Source organism: Dryocola clanedunensis (assembly GCF_038405435.1).
Lineage (GTDB): Bacteria > Pseudomonadota > Gammaproteobacteria > Enterobacterales > Enterobacteriaceae > Dryocola > Dryocola clanedunensis_A.
This window is the reverse complement of sequence record NZ_JBBYHZ010000004.1, coordinates 37,280-53,677: the sequence shown is the minus strand read 5'-3', so window position 1 is coordinate 53,677 and position 16,398 is coordinate 37,280. Positions and strand designations below refer to the sequence as shown.

Sequence of the window (16,398 nt, the reverse complement as noted above, 5' to 3'; positions counted from 1 at the left end):
ATAATAATCACCTGACGAAAGGTTTTTTTCCGAACACTTCAGGGCCGGACTGGAAAACCTGCGGCGGTAATCTATTCTTAATAGGCAAGGCGACTAAGCCTGCATTAATGCCAACTTTTAGCGCACGGCTCTCTCCCAAGAGCCATTTCCCTGGACCGAATATAGGAATCGTATTCGGTCTTTTTTTGTCCGCAATATAGCGATTTAACCCTTTCCCTGGTCTCGCCGCAGACGGTTTTTTCATCATATCGCCAGGGCTTTTGATGTCCAGCATTTTTTTAACATTTTCGCTACTTTTTCAAGCCATTTAGTTATAGCTCATACCGTCTGGATAATGCTTTGCTATAAATGCAGCTTTTACAGGGAAAGATGATTTTGCTCACGTTAAAAAGGGCCGAGGGTTAATAAAAAGACAGGCGGATGTGATAGCCCTCTGTTATTTATAAAAAAACTTCTTACAAAGGCTGCCTTGCTGATAAAAAACGCGTTTTGTACCTTAGCTAATCAATTCCTCAACCTTCAGATACCCTAATGAAATTAAAAATCGCACTTGCCTCAATTTTCCTACTTACTGCCGTTGCCGCTCACGCAGACTGTGATGCGCAGAAAGCTGCCCGTAACGCTGCCATGAACGCGACCGTGGGCGTTTCCGGCCATTGCACGCCTAAGAATGTTTCTAAGGATGCGATTAAAAATAATACCAACCTTGATGAGACCAGGAACAACATCAGCAATAAAACTCAGAACGTCAAAAATACCGCCTCTGATGCCCGCAATACGGCTAATGAAGTAAAGGATATCGTTAAGGATTAATGAAGATTTAGCGTTTATAGCTACTTGCACTATTGCCTTAGCGCGACAATTTCTTGCTGGCAAATTCACGGATACGCTTAGAAATGGAAAAGAAACCATCATGAAAAAAATCGTACTTATCGCTTCCGGCCTTCTTATGTTAGTGAGCCATGCCAGCCTTGCCGGGACTAAAACGCTGGTGGAATACGGCGTCGTGCAGCAGAGCCACGTCATTGCCGGCGCTCAGGGGGTTTACCATCCGCTGCGCAGCGCTGCTGCCGGTGCGCTGGGAGGCGTTGTTGGCCACCAGTTTGGCAACGGTAAAGGAAAAAAAGCCATGACCGCTGGCGGTGCCGTCGCCGGGATCGCGGCTTCCCGTTATAATCAGAGCCAGCAGCAGGGCGTCCAGAAGGTCGATTTGCTGATTAAAACCGATAGCGGTCAAACAATTGACGTCGTGCAGACGCTTCAGGGCAACCAGGTCTTCAATCCGGGCGATAAGGTCCGCATTCTGACCCAGGGGTCGAATACCAGCGTTGATAAATCGGTCTGATAACCAGCCGAAGAACACTTCTTAAGCCCTGGCATTCGCCGGGGTTTTTTACATTCATTAGCATCCTCACGATTCTGCCAGTACAATCACGCCCGGCCTGGCCACGCCCGCCCGTGATGGCGCGGTAATAAAAACGATAAACCTGCAAAGACAAATCTATGACAACCACTCAAACACAGACGCATGCGAGGGAAAATTCCCTTAACGCTGTCTTACGCTCTCCGCGCCTGCTCGTGCGGGAAACCCTGGCGGGTGTGATCACCGCGCTGGCGCTGATCCCGGAAGTTATCTCTTTCTCCGTTATTGCCGGGGTCGATCCTAAGGTCAGCCTGGTTGCGTCCATCGTGCTTTGCCTTGCGATGTCGGTGCTCGGCGGTCGTCCGGCGATGGTGACGGCTGCGGCAGGTTCCGTCGCGTTAGTTATCGGACCGATGGTGCATCAGTATGGCGTGGGATATATTTTGCCCGCCGTCGTGCTGGGCGGGCTGATCCAGATCCTGTTCGGCGTGACCGGTCTTGCGCGCATGATGCGTTATATTCCGCTTTCCGTGATGACCGGATTTGTGAACGCGCTGGGCATTCTGATTTTCTTTGCCCAGGTGCCGCACGTCTGGGGAAACAGCCCGTTGGTCTGGGGATTATTCGCAGCAACGCTGGCGATAGTGCTTTTGCTGCCGCGGGTGTTCAAAACCGTCCCGTCGCCGCTGGTGGCAATCGTGGTCATCACCGTTGCCAGCGTGGCGATGGGCTGGACGATGCCAACGGTAGGGGATACCGGCCCGATGAGGGCTGGCCTGCCCGGTCTGACCGAGCTGATGGTTCCGCTGAGCCTGGATACGCTGCGGATTGTCTGGCCGTGCGCATTGAGCATCGCGTTTGTAGGCCTGATGGAGTCGCTGCTGACGGCGAAGCTGGTGGACGAGCTGACGGATACGCCGTCCAGCAAACGCCGTGAATGCTGGGGGCTTGGGCTGTCCAACATTTTTGCCGGGTTCTACGGCGGCATCGCGGGCTGCGCGATGATCGGACAGACCATCGTCAACGTCGAGCTTGGCAAGGGCCGCACGCGTATTTCAACGCTGGCCGCAGGCCTGGTGCTTCTGCTGCTGGTAACCGGCCTCAGCGACATGATGGCAAAGATCCCGATGGTGGTGCTGGCGGGCATTATGATGATTGTGGCGGTCAAAACGCTTAACTGGCACAGCGTAAAACCCTCGACCCTAAGGCGTATGCCGGTGCCGGAGACGCTGGTGATGGTCGTCACGGTTGTCGTCACCGTCTATACGGGGAATCTGGCCATCGGCGTGCTGGGCGGCGTGATTTTCGCCATGATGCTGTTTGCCCGCCGTATCGCCCACGTTGTTCGCGCGGAGCGTAAGCTCGCGGCTGATGGTAGCTCCGTTCGCTATACGGTGACCGGGCCGCTGTTCTTCGCCAGCAGTAACGATCTGTTTGAACATTTCCACTACGCCGACGACCCGCAGCACGTCATTATCGACCTGTCACACGCGCAGATCTGGGATGCTTCAACCGTCGCGGTGCTGGACGCCATTGAAACCCGCTACCGGCGCTATGAGGCCAGAGTAGAAATCGTTGGCCTGGATATTCGCAGCGCGGACTTCCACGAACGGCTCACAGGTAAACTCTAATCCTCTTCACACCGGTAGCCCGCAAGGGGCTACCGGTCACTTCAGTGTTTATCACCGCCCTCTGGGGCCTGCATCACACTTTTCCCTATAAATCGCTGCCGTTGATAGCGTTCGAGTCATAAGCTGGCGAATTAAACATTTCCTTAACATTATCGTTGCGGCTGCGGCGGAATAATCTTATTACTATTTAACCGCTTATATTGCAGGGCGGCCCCCGCATCTTAATAACAAAAATGTACAGGATGATGTATGACGACAAAACCCGCCGCCGAGGCCTGCGCGGAACCGAGCTTATTCCAGACGTTAAAAACCTTTCCAGGCACCGTTCACGCGCTGCTATTTTTTACGCTCGTCATCCGGTTCAGCTATTTTATGGCGTGGCCGTTTATCGCGGTGATCATGACGCAGAATTACCATATGTCGCCGATCGCTATTGGCGTGGCGATGACCAGCAGCGCGCTGATTTCGGTGGTACTCGGCATGTACGGCGGGCAGATCTCCGACAGGCTTGGGCGACGGGTTATTCTTCTGCTGGGCTGCGGTTTTTCCGCCGTCGGGTATATGACGCTTGCCCTTGCCACGGGAATGGGGCTGTTTATCACCGGGCTGATGATTATCGGCGTGTGCTTTGCGTGGGTCGATCCGCCGGTCCGCGCCCTGATGAGTGACCTGCTCGGTGACCGCCGTCGCCGCGCGCTTGCCCTGCAAATGCGTTATTACCTGATTAACGTTGCGGCGGTGTTTGGTCCGCTGGTAGGGATTGTTTTCGGCCTCACGTCCCAGAAAGGCACGTTTTTAATCACCGGGCTGACCTATCTCCCGTTCTTCGTTTACGTGCTGCTCTTTATCCCGGCGGGAAAACTGTTAGGCAAACAGCAGAGCAGCAGCGGCCCGGCGGTTAAGCTGCATCAGGTGATGGGCATCATCGCCAGGGATAAAATCTACGTTGCGGCGCTGCTGTGCAGCATTTTATGCAGCATCGTTTTTATCCATTACGAGGCGGTATTGCCGCAGTATTTATTGCTGCTGAACGCGGACGCGGCGGTGAAGCTCATCACCCTTATTCTGGTGACTAACGCCTGCACCGTGCTGGTGTTACAGACATTCATCGTGCGTTTTATGGCGCATATTAATCTGCCGAAACGTATTTTGCTGGGCGGGGCGATCTTTGCTTTTTCGCAGCTTTGCTTTTTTGCCACGCGCTCGACGGAAACCTGGGTATGGCTCATGGTCACCGGCATTTTCAGCATGGGGGAGGCGATCCTGATGCCGAATCTTAATATTCTGCTCGACCAGCTGGCCCCCGCCGAACACCGCGGTGCCTATCTTGGCGCCTCCACGCTGACGACGCTGGGCATTGCCGCAGGGCCGTTAATAGGGGGCGTGATGCTGGCGCTGACCGGAGCAGGGGTATTCATCAGCACCGCCTTGCTCAGCCTGCTGTTGTGCGCGATTATTTACGCCTGCAGGCTCAGCATGCTGTCACGCCTGCAGGATGCATAATAAAGGGGGATGGAAATGATTACGGAAGCACCTGAGCTGAACACTGAGCGCCTGACGCTACGCCAGATTACCCTGGACGATTTTGACGAGCTGGCGGCCTGCTGGGCCGACCCGGAAATGGTGAAGTTTATCGGCAACGGCCAGCCGCAAAGCGCTGAGATGACCTGGGGCCGCCTGCTGCGCTATATCGGCCACTGGCACGCGTTTGGCTACGGCTACTGGGCTCTGTTTGAGAAATCAACGGGGCGCTATATCGGCTCGTTTGGTTTTCAGGAAGCCCATCGCGATCTCACTCCGCCGCTGGAATACCCGGAGGCAGGCTGGTCACTAATCCCGGCAGTACAGGGAAAGGGGTACGCAAAGGAAGCGCTGAAGGCGATTTTAGCCTGGGCGGACGGCGCTTTTGACGGACCGGTCTGCTGCATTATTGACGATGACAACCAGCGTTCCATCCACCTTGCCGAAAGCAACGGCTTTCTCTTTCGACACTTTGTGACCTACCACGGTAAACAGGTGCGAATGCTGGTCCGTCAGCCTTCCTGATTTGGCTCTGGCCTATACTGAGTTATCAGGTCCAGGCCGGAGGCGGCGCTATGTATCAGCGGATTGACGGTGAAAACTGGCGGCATATTTATATCGTGGGCGATCTGCACGGCTGCCTGACGAAGCTGGTCGCGCAGCTGAAAGCCTGTAGTTTCGACCCCTGGCAGGATCTGGTGATCTCCGTAGGCGATGTGATCGACCGTGGCCCGGACAGCCCTGGCTGTCTCGCCCTGCTGGATAAACGCTGGTTCAGGGCGGTATGTGGCAACCATGAAGAGATGGCGCTGGCGTCGCTGGAGCAGGGCGACAGAATGCTTTGGGCGATGAACGGCGGCGACTGGTTTCGCGGCCTGACTGCCGCACGCCAGGAATGGGTGCGAGCCGCGTTGCTGCGCTGTCGCGAGCTGCCGTTGATAATCGAGCTGCACACCGGCGGTCAAATGTTTGTCATCGCCCATGCGGATTATCCTTCTTCTGACTACGCCTGGAACAAGCCGGTTGACGAGCATCGTCTGCTGTGGAGCCGTGAAAGGCTCAACCGCAATATGGCGGGTGAAGGCGAAAGCATCGCTGGTGCCGATGAGTTTTACTTCGGGCATACGCCGCTTAAAAACAGCGCCCATTTCTACAACCAGAACTATATCGATACCGGTGCGGTATTTGGCAACAAGCTGACGATGATTCAGGTGCAGTAGCGGCTACAGGTCGCTGTATTCCTGCGCCGGACGCCAGAAGCTGTCGATAAATTCCTCTACCGGATAACAGCCCCCGTGCCGCATACGCTGCTCATCCATCGCGGACAGGCATTGCTGCTCGGTGTTAAACACATCAATGACGATATCGTCGCAGCCGCCGTCCAGGTAACAAACAAATAAAACCAAAGCAAACATTAGCGCCTCTTGACCGCTCCGTTTAGCTTTATTGTAGGGGATCCGACGCAAAGGGGGAAAATTGGGACGTTTAAAAATAACCCGCCTGGCGACGGGTTCATTCTGGATCAGGCAAGGCGCATGACCCAGGCATCGGACTTCTGGTCGTAATGCTGACGGTAGAGCACGGAGTGTTCGCCGTCCAGGACGGCAGGAATACTGGTTTCATCATCCCAGGCATCAAGCTGCATGCACAGGTCAGGATCGGATTTACAAGGGATGGTTAACGTTCGTTCCCCCTGCTGCTCGCCGTGCAGTTCGGCATCGTCGATTTCGAACATGCCTATTCGTACGTTAGTTTTCGTCATCTCGCTCTCCTTTTTGCACCCGGTGTGGTATGACCAGTTCGGCCACCCACTTTTCAGCCTAGTCAACGGTGCAAAAAGTGCCAAATAAAAAGCGATCATTTTTAAGGCAAATTAACGGCTGCCAGCGAATAGCTTGCCGTCGCGAACCAGCTCTCGCGGATAGCTATTCTTCAGGCGCGATCCAATTTTTTTCGCCAGCCCAACGGGTTGCCCCTGATAGGTCACCACAACGTCATCAGACGCGGGCGAGGTTTCCGGATAGACGTCTCGTCCGTGATACCACTCGTCCGCTTCAGCCTCGGTCAGCTCAAAGGCGAGAGGGGAATCCCCTTTGACCAGAGCAATAACGGCTTCGTGCTGCCAGCGGTATCCCTTGTTGTACTGCTCAGCCAGGCGCAGGCCGATGCGCGAGAAGCGCACTTTGCCAAACAAAGGGATCATCTCCTCCGGAAAAAGCCAGACTTCTTTGTCGCGCTGCCACAGCTTAAGTCCGTCGCCCCAGCTGAGACCCACTTTTGCAGCGGAGGCGACAACGTCAGCGGCCTGGCGACCGTGCAGCGGCGCAAACGGGAACTTGCCGACTTTGTAGCCCGGTGTCGGAAGCTGCTCAACAGAGGCCGTTTTCCGCAGGCGGGCGACGAAAAAGCCTTCACAGTCGTAAATCTGCGGGAAGACGTGAAGATAGCCTTCAGGCGTAATCGCTTTGTCCGCGTCCTGGAACAGGTCGTTCAGCGGGTCGACTTCCACCGCGTCGGGCCATTCATCAAGCAGCCACTGGCAAATCTGCTGGTTTTCTTCGCGGTTCAGCGTGCAGGTCGAGTAAATCAGCGTGCCGCCCGGCTTCAGGGCGTGAAACGCGCTGGCAATCAGCTCGCGCTGGGTATCGGCGATGCCGGAAGTGCTTTCGGGCGTCCAGTTCCGCAGCGCATCGGGATCCTTACGCACCACGCCCTCACCGGAGCAGGGGGCATCAAGCAGAATGGCATCAAAGCATTCCGGGAGCGCCGCGCCAAACACCCGGCCGTCGAAGTGGGTCAGGGCGACGTTGCTGATGCCGCAGCGGCTGATGTTCGCGTGCAGCACTTTGACGCGGCTGGCGGAGTATTCGTTGGCAAGAATCGCGCCGTTGTTCCCCATGCGGGCCGCAATCTGGGTGGTTTTGGAACCGGGAGCGGCGGCCACGTCCATGATGCGCTGCGGGTCGCGGCCGTCGGCGAACAGGGCCGCCACCGGCAGCATGGAGCTGGCCTCCTGAATATAGAACATGCCGCTCAGGTGCTCGGCGGTGCTGCCCAGCGGCAGGCTTTCTTCGTCTTCCCGCTCGATCCAGAATCCTTCCGCACACCATGGGATCGGCGTCAGCTGCCAGTTATAGGGTGCAACCAGCGCCAGGAAATCGGCAACGGAGATCTTAAGGGTGTTAACGCGCAGGCTGCGGCGCAGCGGGCGCTGGCTGTACTCGATAAAATCGTCGAGCGTGAGGCCAGCCGGAAGCGCATCGCGCATGACGTCAAGAAATGCCTGCGGGAGGAAAGCGGAGTGAGATTGAGCCACGAAGGGAGTTCCAGAGAAAAATAAGGGGCGCAGTGTAGCATAAAAAAAGCCCCGGCTATTACCGGGGCTGTTAGTCAGAATGATGTCTAGCGCGGCAGGGCGGTGCCCCATTGACGCCACTCTTTTGGCTCGCTTTCCAGCAGCAGGAAGTGTTTACCCGGCTCTGCCTTCGGCGCCAGCGGCGTTCCCGGCGGGGTAGCAAACGCAACGCCACCGCGAATAAACTGGTTGAAAGTGCCGGTTTTAACGACGCCGCCCGTCAGCCCGAAATCAAGGCTGTAGCCCGAGGCCAGCCAGAACACCGAGCTGTCGCGCACGAGGTGCTGGAAGCGCTTGCTGATGCGCAGCCCGACCATTACGCGGTCGGAGAGGTTGCCCAGCGTCAGGCCGGTTACGGTACCAACCTCAACGCCACGGAACAGCACCGGCGTTCCGATGCTCAGCCCACCGGCCTCCGGCACCTCCAGCACAACGTTCAGACCGTCGGAATAGCGGGAGTCGGTAATCGTCGCTTCCTGCAGCTCAAAGTCACGGCGCGGGGAGCCGCGGCCAGGCTCAACGTTGATGTACGGCTGCAGAATCGTATCCAGATTGTCGATGCCCCCCGCAGAAATCTTCGGCGTGACCACCGAGAAGCGCGTACCGCCGCGGGCGAAGGTTTTCACGAACTCGGGGTAGAGCACCGCTTTGGCCTCTACTTCGCTGCGCGAGGCGGTGAGGTTGATGGACTCAAGCTGGCCGATATCAATACCCAGATAGCGGATTGGCATCCCCGCAGAGAGCTTGTTGGCATCATAAGTATGCAGAGTGATCTGGCTGCCTACCGCGCGCGCGGCGGTTTCCGAGGCATAAAGCACTCGCTTATCGTTTTTCGTCAGGCCCGCTCCGGCACCGCTCAGGTTATCGAAACTGATGGCGCCCTTCAGGGCACGGGAAAGCGGTGATGCCTGCACGGTCAGGCCGTTGCCGTTAAGCTGCACGCGGGCGCCGCCTTCAGCCCAGAATATGCTGTTAGCGGTAAGCAGATGGCGGAACTCCGGCTTGATATGCACGTCGATATCGAAACTGTTCGCTTTCGGGCGCACGGTGATAATTTCGCCGACCTGGAACTTACGGTACAGCACCACGGATCCGGTCTGGATATCCGGCAGGCTGGAGGCCGTCAGGGTCAGCGTGGTCGTCGGTAAATCACTCAGGCTGTTTTCAACCGCCTTTTCCAGATTGGCATACAGAGGGTAGGTCGATTTCATCTCGCCTTTATTACCGGGCAGCACGCGGATGCCCCCGCTCAGCCACTCGCTGGCGCTGGCGCCGAGAAATTCAACGCCGTCCATGCCCAGCTTGACGTCGAGGCGGCTGTTGACCACAAACTTGCTGTCGCCCTGCAGCAGATGGCGATACTGCGGCTCGATAGCGACCGCGAAGCTGACGCCTTTTTTGCTCAGCGAGCGCTCCAGAACCTGACCAATCTGAATGCCGTGCAGAATAACCGGCTGGCCCGCATCAATGCCGTAGCTTTCCGGCGCGGTCAGCGTCAGCGTCAGCACGTTTGGCTGCTGCAGCGGCGTTTTGTCGCTCGGCAGGATCACGAAATGGTCCTGAGGATCGCCTTCGCCGGGAACAAGCTCGAAGGTTTTGCCGGTAAGCAGGCTGCTGATGCTCGGGTTATTCAGGGAAATTTTAGGGCTGCGCAGTTCGATGCGCGTGCCGGTGCGCAGCAAATTCACCACGCCTGGGTCAACGGTCATTTCACCGGTGACGGCGCCGCCAGGGTTCAGATCCAGCTTGGTCAGGGTGCCGACCTCCAGCCCCTGATACATCAGCGGCGTTGAATCAGCCTTCAGACCTGCGCCGTCCGGCAGATCCAGTTTTACCAGTACGCCCCGCTGGCTGTGGGCCAGGTCTTCGTACAGGCCAAATTCGTCGTCGGCTTTTGCCTGGGCTGATTTTTCCGGGGAGTCAAAGGCGATGGCGCCGTTGACCAGCGCGGCCAGGCTTTCGAGCTGCACATGCGCGCCGCTCAGGCTGATGTCGGATTTCACACCCGAGACATTCCAGAAGCGGCTGCCTTTTTTCACGAGGCTAGTGAAGCGGCGGTCAATAAGCACGTCAATGGTGACGCCCTGTTTGTTCTGATTAATGGTGTAGTCGTAAACGCGGCCAACCGGGATCTTGCGGAAGTAAACCAGCGAGCCGCTGTTCAGCGAGCCGAGGTCCGGGGCGTGAAGGTGGATCATCAGTTCGCCGTTGTTCAGGCGATATTTCGGCTGGGTATCCAGCGCGGTGAAATGATTTTTTGGTTCGCCTTTACCCGGCATCATGCCGATATAGTTACCGCCGACCAGCGCATCCAGGCCTGATACGCCCGCCAGCGAGGCTTTCGGCGTAACCAGCCAGAATTGTGTTTCTTCGCGCAGCGCATCTTTCATATCGCTTTTAATGCTGACTTTTACCGCGATCTTATTGAGGTTTTTCCCCAGGCTGATGCTCTGCACGGTGCCAACTTCCACGCCCTGGAAACGGACGGGCGTTCGCCCGGCGACGATGCCGTCAGCCGACACAAAGTCGATGGTCGCGGTGGTTCCCCGCTCCTGATACGTGGTCCAGATAAGCCAGCTCGCAATCAGCAGGGCGATAATCGGCAGCAGCCAGAAAGGGGAGATCCGGCGTTTTGTTTTAATTCGCGCTTCAGTCGGTGAAGCGGGCGTTTCCTGACTCATGTGCGTCCCAAAGTAGTCGGCTATCCAGCCATTCGACAGCAAGAATAGTTAAAATAACCGCCGCGCCAAAATAAAACGCAGCCGGTCCCATAGTAAATGCCAGCAGCTGATCGCGGTTGACCAGTGACATGGTGAGTGCAATGACGAACAAATCCAGCATTGACCAGCGGCCAATCCAGGTAATTAAGCGCAGCAGCAGGATACGCGTACGCAGGCCTCTCTCACACTTGAAGTGGATGCTCAGCAGCAGGGTGAGCATCACAATCACTTTAGTAAAGGGCACGAGAATACTGGCAATAAACACCACAATTGCCACGGGAATGTTGCCGCTGGCTAAAGAGATAATGCCCGAGAGGATCGTATCTTCCTGGCGGGAACCATTAACGTAAATAATAGATATCGGCAGCAGGTTCGCAGGCAAAAGGAACATGATGGAGGCGATAAGCGCCGCCCATGACTTTTGCAGGCTTTGCCTGCGGCGGTTGCGCAGGGGCACGTGGCAGCGAGGACAGCGCCCGCGCTCGTCGGGAATACCCGTGAAATGGCAGCCCAGACAGACGCGGAGCTGGGCGTTGTAGGCCCGCGGCGGCCGCTGGGGATAAAAACGTTCCCAGAGCTGCTCAACGTTCAGGTGGATCATCGTCATCAGGCTCAGCACGACCAGCGCGACAAAGGCCACCAGGCCCACCCCGGGCTGCATAAAAGCATACTCTTTGACTTTAATTGACGCCACGCCGATGCCGACCAGGTAGATATCGAGCATCACCCACTCTTTAAGCTTGTCGAGCATCAGCAGGACGGGACGCAGGTTCATGCCCAGGATGTTGCCGAAGTAGAGATAGATGATGGCCGCCACGAGCGTGGCCGGTGCGCCAACCGCACAGAAGAGCACCATTGCGGCAGTGACGGGGTCACCCTGATGCGTCATCTGCCAGATGCCCTGGAAGACGTTGGCATCGATTTTGGTGCCTAACAGCCAGATGCGCACCAGCGGCTCGGTGAAGGCCACCGGCATCAGCAATAGCATGGCAACCGCCATCGCCGTTAAACGGGTCATCGGCCAGTCCCGTCCGTGATGCACTTTGGCATCACAACGTGGGCAGTACGCGCTCTGGGAGGATTTAACCTGCGGCAGCGAGAAAAGGGTATCGCATTCCGGGCAACGCTGATAACGTGCCTCCGGCAAAACCTGACTAATGGCGTGTATTTTCATGTGTCGTCGTTGGCCAGGAAGAGCAGTGCGGCATGTCGCCTCTCGGTCAGTTATAAATTATTCATTAAGCCTATAGTAATTCATAAAATGATACACCTTGTGGCGCAGCGCATTTAGTGCTTATTTTAGTATGCTATGCAGTAGAGTCAGACAACAAATGGTTACTCAATGAACAAAGAACAATTTTACGCGGATTTAAATCGCGATTTCAGTGCATTAATGGCAGGTGAAACAAGTTTTTTAGCCACGCTGGCTAATACCAGCGCGCTGCTGTTTGAACGCCTGGAGGGTGTGAACTGGGCAGGCTTCTATCTTCTTGAATCCAATACGCTGGTGCTGGGCCCGTTCCAGGGCAAAATCGCCTGCGTACGCATTCCGGTTGGTAAAGGCGTGTGCGGCACGGCGATCTCTACGGCTCAGGTTCAGCGGGTGGAAGATGTGCATGCCTTTGATGGCCACATCGCCTGCGACGCCGCAAGCAATTCCGAAATCGTCTTCCCGCTGGTGGTGAATGACGAAATCGTGGGCGTTCTGGATATCGACAGCACCGAATACGGGCGCTTCTCCCCGGAAGACCAACAAGGCTTATCCCAACTGGTTGCGCGGCTTTCAGAGCTGCTCGCCGCTACGGATTATAAAAAATTCTTCACTCGATAGCATGATAAGCAACGGATAACGTGGCATTTGCCGATAGCGTCATTATAATGTCGCCTGTTCATGCCTGCGGAATGTTGGCTACTCCGTTGTAATCAGGAAATTTCATGGAAAATCAACCCAAGTTGAATAGCAGCAAAGAAGTTATCGCCTTTCTGGCAGAGCGTTTCCCCCAGTGCTTCAGCGCTGAAGGTGAAGCTCGCCCCCTGAAGATTGGAATCTTCCAGGATCTGGTCGCGCGCGTTGAAGGCGAAATGAGCCTCAGTAAGACTCAGCTTCGCTCCGCGTTACGTCTTTATACTTCAAGCTGGCGTTACCTGTACGGTATCAAAGTCGGTGCAGTGCGCGTCGACCTCGACGGCAACCCTTGCGGGGAGCTGGACGAGCAACACGTAGAGCATGCCCGCAAGCAGCTCGAAGAAGCAAAAGCTCGCGTTCAGGCTCAGCGTGCCGAACAGCAAGCGAAAAAACGTGAAGCCGCAATTGCTAACGGTGAGACTGTCGAAGACAAGCCTCGTCGTGAGCGCAAACCACGCCCGGCTCAGGCTCCACGTCGTAAAGAAACTTCAGAGCGTAAACCACGCGCTGAAAAACCGGCTGCACCTGCGCCGCGTGAAGAGAAACGCACGCCAGTTACGGATATTTCGGCTCTGCAGGTAGGCCAGGCAATTAAAGTCAAAGCGGGTAACAACGCGATGGATGCCACCGTACTGGAAATTACCAAAGATGGCGTCCGTGTACAGCTGACTTCTGGTATGGCTATGATTGTACGCGCAGAACACTTGTCGTTCTGAAACGGAGGCCAGACCCGGGCATGAACAAACTCTTTAAGCTTACGGCCGTCGCCAGTCTGTTATTCTTTGCAGGCAGCACGCTGGCCGTTGAGAACATCACGCGTGCCGATCAGATTCCGCAGCTAAAGGAAGAAGCTCAGCATGCCACGGTGAGTGAGCGCGTAACCTCGCGCTTTACTCGCTCGCACTACCGCCAGTTCGACCTGGATCAAAACTTCTCCGCCAAAATCTTTGACCGCTACCTGAATTTGCTCGACTACAGCCACAACGTACTGCTTGCCAGCGACGTTGAGCAGTATGCGGCAAAGAAAGGGCAGATTGGCGACGAGCTGCGTTCCGGCAAGCTGGATGTGTTTTACGATTTGTATAATCTGGGTCAGAAGCGCCGTTTTGAACGTTATCAGTATGCGCTGAAGGTGTTGGAACGTCCGATGGACTTTACCGGCAACGACACCTTTAATCTGGATCGCAGTAAATCGCCCTGGCCGACCAGCGTTGATGAACTCAATAAACTCTGGGATGGCAAGGTTAAGTACGACGAGCTGAGCCTCAAGCTGACCGGTAAAGACGAGAAAGAAATTCGTGAGACGCTGACCAAGCGCTATCAGTTTGCGATACGCCGCCTGGCGCAGAGCAACAGCGAAGACGTCTTCTCTCTGGCAATGACCGCTTTTGCCCACGAAATCGACCCGCACACTAACTACCTCTCTCCGCGCAATACCGAGCAGTTCAACACCGAAATGAGCCTTTCTCTGGAAGGTATCGGTGCCGTGCTGCAAATGGACGATGACTACACGGTTATCAACTCCATGGTCGCGGGCGGACCGGCTGCGAAAAGCAAAGCGATTACCGTTGGCGATCGCATTGTTGGCGTGGGCCAGACGGGTAAAGGCATGGTCGATGTCATCGGCTGGCGTCTGGACGACGTGGTGGCGTTAATAAAAGGACCGAAGGGCAGCAAAGTGCGCCTTGAGATCCTGCCTGCCGGTAAGGGAACCAAAACCCGTATCGTCACGCTGACGCGCGAACGTATTCGCCTCGAAGACCGCGCCGTGAAGCTGACGGTGAAAACCGTCGGTAAAGACAAAGTCGGCGTGCTGGATATTCCCGGCTTCTACGTGGGCCTGACGGATGACGTCAAAGTCCAGCTGCAGAAAATGGAAAAACAGAACGTGAAGAGCGTGATCATCGATCTGCGTTCTAACGGCGGCGGCGCGCTGACCGAAGCGGTCTCCCTGTCCGGCCTGTTTATCCCAAGCGGCCCGGTCGTTCAGGTGCGCGACAACAACGGCAAGGTTCGTGAAGATAGCGATACCGACGGCGTGGTTTATTATAAAGGCCCGCTGGTGGTGATGGTTGACCGCTTCAGCGCCTCCGCCTCCGAAATCTTTGCTGCTGCTATGCAGGATTACGGTCGTGCGCTGATTGTTGGTGAGCCGACCTTCGGTAAAGGCACCGTGCAGCAGTATCGTTCTCTGAATCGTATTTACGATCAGATGCTGCGCCCGGAATGGCCTGCTCTTGGCTCCGTGCAGTACACCATTCAGAAGTTCTACCGCGTCAACGGCGGCAGTACCCAACGTAAAGGTGTTACGCCGGACGTCATGATGCCTACCGGCACGCAAGAGACCGAAACCGGTGAGAAGTTCGAAGATAACGCGCTTCCGTGGGACAGCATCAATGCTGCGACCTACGTGAAGTCTGGCGATATGGCACCGTTCGAGCCTCAGCTGTTGAAAATGCACCAGGAGCGCATCGCTGCGGATCCTGAGTTCCAGTACATCTCGAAGGACATTGCCCGGTTCAATGCCCTGAAAGAGAAACGCAGCATCATCTCTCTGAATCTCGCCCAGCGTGAGAAAGAAAACCAGGAAGATGACGCCACGCGTCTGGCCCGTATTAACGACCGCTACAAGCGTGCAGGCAAACCACCGCTGAAAAAGCTGGAAGATTTGCCGAAGGATTATCAGGAACCCGACCCGTATCTCGATGAAACGGTTCACATTGCCCTCGACCTCGCGAAGATGGAACAGGGCAAGCCGGCGGAACAACCGGCACCCGCGAAGTAATCCCCCAACGGGCCCGTTAAACCGGGCCCGTTTTTCTACCTCTCTCAAGCCACGTCAGCCCCGTCTCCGTTTTATGTAAAGATATGTATTATTAATCACTTGTGAAGCCGCAATGCTTGAAAATGGCGGGCTTGCCCCTACGATGTGGGGTAACGCACAGTGCGTATTTTGAAAACCGAGGTAAAAAGAAAATTATGATGCGTATCGGGCTTTTCCTGCTGACCAACCTTGCGGTTATGGTCGTTTTCGGGCTGGTGCTAAGCCTGACGGGGATCCAGTCAAGCAGCGTTTCCGGTCTGATGATCATGGCGGTACTGTTTGGCTTTGGTGGTTCAATCGTCTCACTGCTGATGTCGAAGTGGATGGCACTGCGCTCGGTGGGTGGGGAAGTGATTGAACAACCGCGTAATGAAACAGAGCGCTGGCTGCTTGAGACCGTTCGTCGTCAGTCGCAGCAGGCGGGTATCGCGATGCCGCAGGTGGCTGTCTATCATGCGCCTGACATCAACGCCTTTGCGACGGGTGCCCGTCGTGATGCTTCGCTGGTCGCCGTCAGCACCGGACTCCTACAAAACATGAGCCGCGATGAAGCTGAGGCCGTGATCGCTCACGAAATCAGCCACGTCGCCAACGGGGATATGGTCACCATGACGCTGATTCAGGGCGTGGTGAACACCTTCGTTATCTTTATTTCCCGTATCATCGCGCAGGTGGCTTCCGGCTTCCTGTCCGGCAACCGGGACGAGGGCGAAAGCAGCAACGGTAACCCGCTGGTCTATTTCGCCGTGGCAACGGTGCTGGAAATCGTCTTCGGTATCCTGGCCAGCATTATCACCATGTGGTTCTCGCGCCACCGCGAATTCCACGCCGATGCGGGCTCGGCAAAACTGGTTGGGCGTGAAAAAATGATTGCTGCGCTGCAGCGTCTGAAGACCAGCTATGAGCCGCAGGAGGCCAGCAGCATGATGGCGTTTTGCATCAACGGCAAGGCGAAGTCTATGAGCGAACTGTTCATGACCCACCCGCCGCTGGACAAACGTATCGAAGCGCTGCGTAACGGTGACTACCTGAAGTAAGCGATGCAGAAGTGAAAAAGCGAGCCGGACGGCTCGCTTTT

General features: G+C 56.0%; 16 protein-coding genes. 10 read left to right on the top strand and 6 right to left on the bottom strand.

What is annotated here, in order from left to right:
- Window positions 1-7 precede the first annotated feature (7 nt).
- Complete coding sequence (locus AAE045_RS10765) at window positions 8-274, bottom strand: hypothetical protein (RefSeq protein WP_455547723.1); 267 nt, start codon at window positions 272-274, stop codon at window positions 8-10.
- Window positions 275-531: 257 nt separating this feature from the next.
- On the opposite strand from AAE045_RS10765, the gene AAE045_RS10760 reads away from it, so the two are divergent.
- From AAE045_RS10760 to AAE045_RS10735, 6 genes are all read left to right on the top strand, one after another.
- The gene (locus AAE045_RS10760) at window positions 532-813 is read left to right on the top strand and encodes a hypothetical protein (RefSeq protein WP_455547722.1); all 282 of its coding nucleotides are present in this window, start codon (window positions 532-534) and stop codon (window positions 811-813) included.
- Between the two features lie 100 nt (window positions 814-913).
- On the top strand, window positions 914-1,345 hold the full coding sequence (locus tag AAE045_RS10755; protein ID WP_455547721.1) for a hypothetical protein: 432 nt from the start codon (window positions 914-916) through the stop codon (window positions 1,343-1,345).
- A gap of 158 nt (window positions 1,346-1,503) precedes the next feature.
- Entirely contained in the window at window positions 1,504-2,994 is a 1,491-nt protein-coding gene (locus AAE045_RS10750; RefSeq protein ID WP_455547720.1) for a SulP family inorganic anion transporter, read from the top strand.
- 249 nt (window positions 2,995-3,243) lie between these two features.
- On the top strand, window positions 3,244-4,497 hold the full coding sequence (locus AAE045_RS10745) for an MFS transporter (protein WP_455547719.1): 1,254 nt from the start codon (window positions 3,244-3,246) through the stop codon (window positions 4,495-4,497).
- A 15-nt stretch (window positions 4,498-4,512) separates the two neighbouring features.
- Window positions 4,513-5,040: a GNAT family N-acetyltransferase gene (locus tag AAE045_RS10740; RefSeq protein WP_455547718.1), complete on the top strand. Its 528-nt coding sequence runs from the start codon at window positions 4,513-4,515 to the stop codon at window positions 5,038-5,040.
- 50 nt (window positions 5,041-5,090) lie between these two features.
- On the top strand, window positions 5,091-5,735 hold the full coding sequence (locus AAE045_RS10735) for a metallophosphoesterase (RefSeq protein WP_455547717.1): 645 nt from the start codon (window positions 5,091-5,093) through the stop codon (window positions 5,733-5,735).
- 3 nt (window positions 5,736-5,738) lie between these two features.
- On the opposite strand, the gene AAE045_RS10730 is transcribed toward AAE045_RS10735, so the two are convergent.
- The 5 genes from AAE045_RS10730 to yebS form a co-directional block, all read right to left on the bottom strand.
- Entirely contained in the window at window positions 5,739-5,930 is a 192-nt protein-coding gene (locus tag AAE045_RS10730; RefSeq protein ID WP_202300665.1) for a YdfD/YebW family protein, read from the bottom strand.
- A 107-nt stretch (window positions 5,931-6,037) separates the two neighbouring features.
- Window positions 6,038-6,277: a YebV family protein gene (locus AAE045_RS10725; protein ID WP_455424752.1), complete on the bottom strand. Its 240-nt coding sequence runs from the start codon at window positions 6,275-6,277 to the stop codon at window positions 6,038-6,040.
- 111 nt (window positions 6,278-6,388) lie between these two features.
- Complete coding sequence (rsmF, locus tag AAE045_RS10720) at window positions 6,389-7,831, bottom strand: 16S rRNA (cytosine(1407)-C(5))-methyltransferase RsmF (protein ID WP_455547716.1); 1,443 nt, start codon at window positions 7,829-7,831, stop codon at window positions 6,389-6,391.
- A gap of 86 nt (window positions 7,832-7,917) precedes the next feature.
- On the bottom strand, window positions 7,918-10,551 hold the full coding sequence (locus AAE045_RS10715; RefSeq protein WP_455547715.1) for an MlaD family protein: 2,634 nt from the start codon (window positions 10,549-10,551) through the stop codon (window positions 7,918-7,920).
- Window positions 10,520-11,764 (bottom strand): membrane integrity lipid transport subunit YebS, encoded by a 1,245-nt coding sequence (gene yebS / locus AAE045_RS10710; RefSeq protein ID WP_455547714.1) that lies wholly within the window; start codon window positions 11,762-11,764, stop codon window positions 10,520-10,522. The genes AAE045_RS10715 and yebS overlap by 32 nt, the downstream gene beginning before the upstream one ends.
- Before the next feature lie 168 nt (window positions 11,765-11,932).
- Between yebS and AAE045_RS10705 the strand changes: the two genes are divergently transcribed.
- From AAE045_RS10705 to htpX, 4 genes are all read left to right on the top strand, one after another.
- Window positions 11,933-12,421, top strand: coding sequence for a GAF domain-containing protein (locus AAE045_RS10705; protein ID WP_455547713.1), 489 nt, complete (start codon window positions 11,933-11,935; stop codon window positions 12,419-12,421).
- 104 nt (window positions 12,422-12,525) lie between these two features.
- Window positions 12,526-13,212, top strand: coding sequence for an RNA chaperone ProQ (proQ, locus tag AAE045_RS10700; RefSeq protein WP_455547712.1), 687 nt, complete (start codon window positions 12,526-12,528; stop codon window positions 13,210-13,212).
- Window positions 13,213-13,232: 20 nt separating this feature from the next.
- Window positions 13,233-15,281 (top strand): carboxy terminal-processing peptidase, encoded by a 2,049-nt coding sequence (gene prc, locus AAE045_RS10695; RefSeq protein WP_455547711.1) that lies wholly within the window; start codon window positions 13,233-13,235, stop codon window positions 15,279-15,281.
- Window positions 15,282-15,475: 194 nt separating this feature from the next.
- Complete coding sequence (htpX, locus tag AAE045_RS10690; protein WP_202300655.1) at window positions 15,476-16,357, top strand: protease HtpX; 882 nt, start codon at window positions 15,476-15,478, stop codon at window positions 16,355-16,357.
- Window positions 16,358-16,398 lie beyond the last annotated feature (41 nt).